Below are 2,387 nucleotides of genomic sequence, written 5' to 3' on the forward strand. Positions count from 1 at the left end.
AATTAGTTGATACACCAGGATACAATGAAATGTCAGGACTTGGTGTTGATAGAAAAATTATTGAGGATGTTTTTGAAAGACAAATTAAAAAAACAGATTATATAATTTATGTTTTAGATTATAAATATTATAAGGCAGAAGAAAATATAGAAATTTTAGAAAAAATAAAATTATATAGAAAAGATATTTTTGAAAATGAAAATATAGTATTTATTTTAAATAAGATAGATTTAATGACTTATAAAGATGGCGATATATCATCAATTATAGAAGAAGTTACCGCACTTCTTAGTACTGTAGGTGTTAAAAATCCAGCTATACTACCATTTTCAGCGAAGAAAGCCTTTTTCTATAAGCTTTTAGAAAAAGGAAATGATATAGAGAAATACAGAAGAGAACTTGATGATTTAAATGAACCTATAGAGCAAATTATAGAAGGACAAGCATATATGGTAAAGCTACCAATAGATAATCTTAAAGAAAATTTCTATAAAGAAAGTAATATACAGATTTTTGAAGAACGAGTTTTAAAAGAATTATTTAGAAATAGAGAAGATTTATTAATTGAATCTTTAAATGGATGTAAAAAAACTATTATAGAGAAGTTTTTGAAAAATTCAAAAGAAGATTTAGAAGAGTTAGTAAATAATTTTTTAGAAGAGAAAAATAAAGCTTTAGAAAAAGAAGAAAAAAAGAATAAATTTTTAGAACTTACAGAGAAAATCAAAGAGCTTCTAGATAGAGGCGAAAAAATGATTGAAGAAAAAAGTCTAGAAGAGTTTAAAAAGAGATATTACTACCAATGTGATTATGTAAATTCAGAATATGTTTATCCATATTGTATGTGTGATGAACATTATTCAGGGAGCTACTCAGCAGAAGAAAATGGGAAAGTAAAATTTAGAAATTGGAAACAAACAATAAAGCCAAATTTCTTAGATATATATAATTATTATAATAGTGTCTTAAATGGTGGTGGTGCTTTTGAAGAATTAAAAGCAGAGGCTAAAGAGATTTTAGAAGAGGCAGATAGTATAAGAATTGACTTAGAAAATTTTGTTGATAAAAGTATTTATATAGAAACTAATATAAGGATAAAGCAAAAGCAACTTATGAATTTAACTTATGATAATTCAGAAGCATTTTTAGAGGATGGATATGATAATTCAACCTTTGTAGACTATGATACAGAAGAAAAATACGTAGAAGGTTTCTTTGGAGAAAAGTTAAAGACTGTGTATGTATATGACATTACAAAAGCTATGAGAGAAGAAGAAAAGGATATAATAAGGGCACAGGAGAGATGCTCAGAGCTATTTTTAAAAGACTTTTATAAAAAATATAATGAGTATAATGAAGCCTTAGGTGAAATAGTATGTAGAGAGCTAGAAAAGCTTATGAATGCTGTATACAAGATAGAAATGACAGATGAAGTAGAAGAAGTTAAAAGTGATGATGAGGAAAATATAGTTATCATGGGAACTATATTTAACAAGCTAGAAGCTTATTTAGGAGGAGAAGTGTAATGAAAAATAGTGAAAAGATATCAAAATTAATTCAATTAACAGATATAGTAAAAGATTATATGGTGAAGGATGACTTTCTAAAAGAAGAAGCGGAGTATATGGATAAAATCGTTAATGTTAAAGATAAGCTTGAAAATAGAAAGTTTACTGTATCTATAATTGCAGCTATGAAGGCAGGTAAATCAACAACTTTTAATGCACTTATAGGAAGAGATTTATTACCAAATGAAAGGGCTGCTTGTACTGCATCTATAACTGAAATAAGACATGCTAAGGTTCAAAGTGATTGTATTTTAAAGAAGTATGTAGATGGTAGAGTTGAAAAAATTGTAGCAGAGAATGGAAAAACTTTAGAGGAAGCTTTCCATGAAGATGTAAGACATTCAAGAAAAAGAGACAAGGTAGAAGATATTGAAAAATATTATGTTGAAACACCAATAAAAGCATTAGAGGGTTCAGAGTATGAAGAGTTAATACAAAACTTTGTTTTAGTAGATACACCAGGTCCTAATGAAGCAGATATTGGAGATTTTGATGTAACAATTCTTCAACGTTTAGCTTTAGACCAATTAAGAAATTCAGATGCTTTAATAATGCTTTTAGATTATGAAAGCTATAAATCAGAAACTAATGCAAAAATATTACAAGATATATTTAAAAATAGAGATGATTTAAAAGAAGATGAAGGAAAGGTATATTTCCTTTTAAATAAGATAGATAGTATGGGTAACTAAACTGTTACAACAAATTTAAACAAAACTATACAAATACGTATAGAAGTATAGATTTAAAACAGAAAGCCCTCTGTATCTAGTGATAGGTGCAGACTCGGAGTTAATTGCTTTTAACCCCTAAAGCCTT

At 27.2% G+C, this 2,387-nt stretch carries 2 protein-coding genes; both read left to right on the forward strand.

Annotated elements, in window-relative coordinates; all coding sequences use genetic code 11:
- Positions 1-1,526, forward strand: a 1,526-nt coding sequence (locus tag ACRC28_RS00860; protein WP_438541565.1) for a hypothetical protein, incomplete at its 5' end; no start/stop codon positions are given.
- Positions 1,526-2,260 (forward strand): dynamin family protein, encoded by a 735-nt coding sequence (locus ACRC28_RS00865; RefSeq protein ID WP_438541566.1) that lies wholly within the window; start codon positions 1,526-1,528, stop codon positions 2,258-2,260. The genes ACRC28_RS00860 and ACRC28_RS00865, both read left to right, overlap by 1 nt.
- Positions 2,261-2,387 lie beyond the last annotated feature (127 nt).

This window comes from Clostridium sp., assembly GCF_051650885.1.
In the GTDB taxonomy this organism is placed as follows: domain Bacteria; phylum Bacillota; class Clostridia; order Clostridiales; family Clostridiaceae; genus Clostridium.

Excerpts from the sequence above, each read along its gene's own strand:
- ACRC28_RS00865 (WP_438541566.1), top strand. The coding sequence starts at position 1,526 with ATGAAAAATAGTGAAAAGATATCAAAATTAATTCAATTAACAGATATA.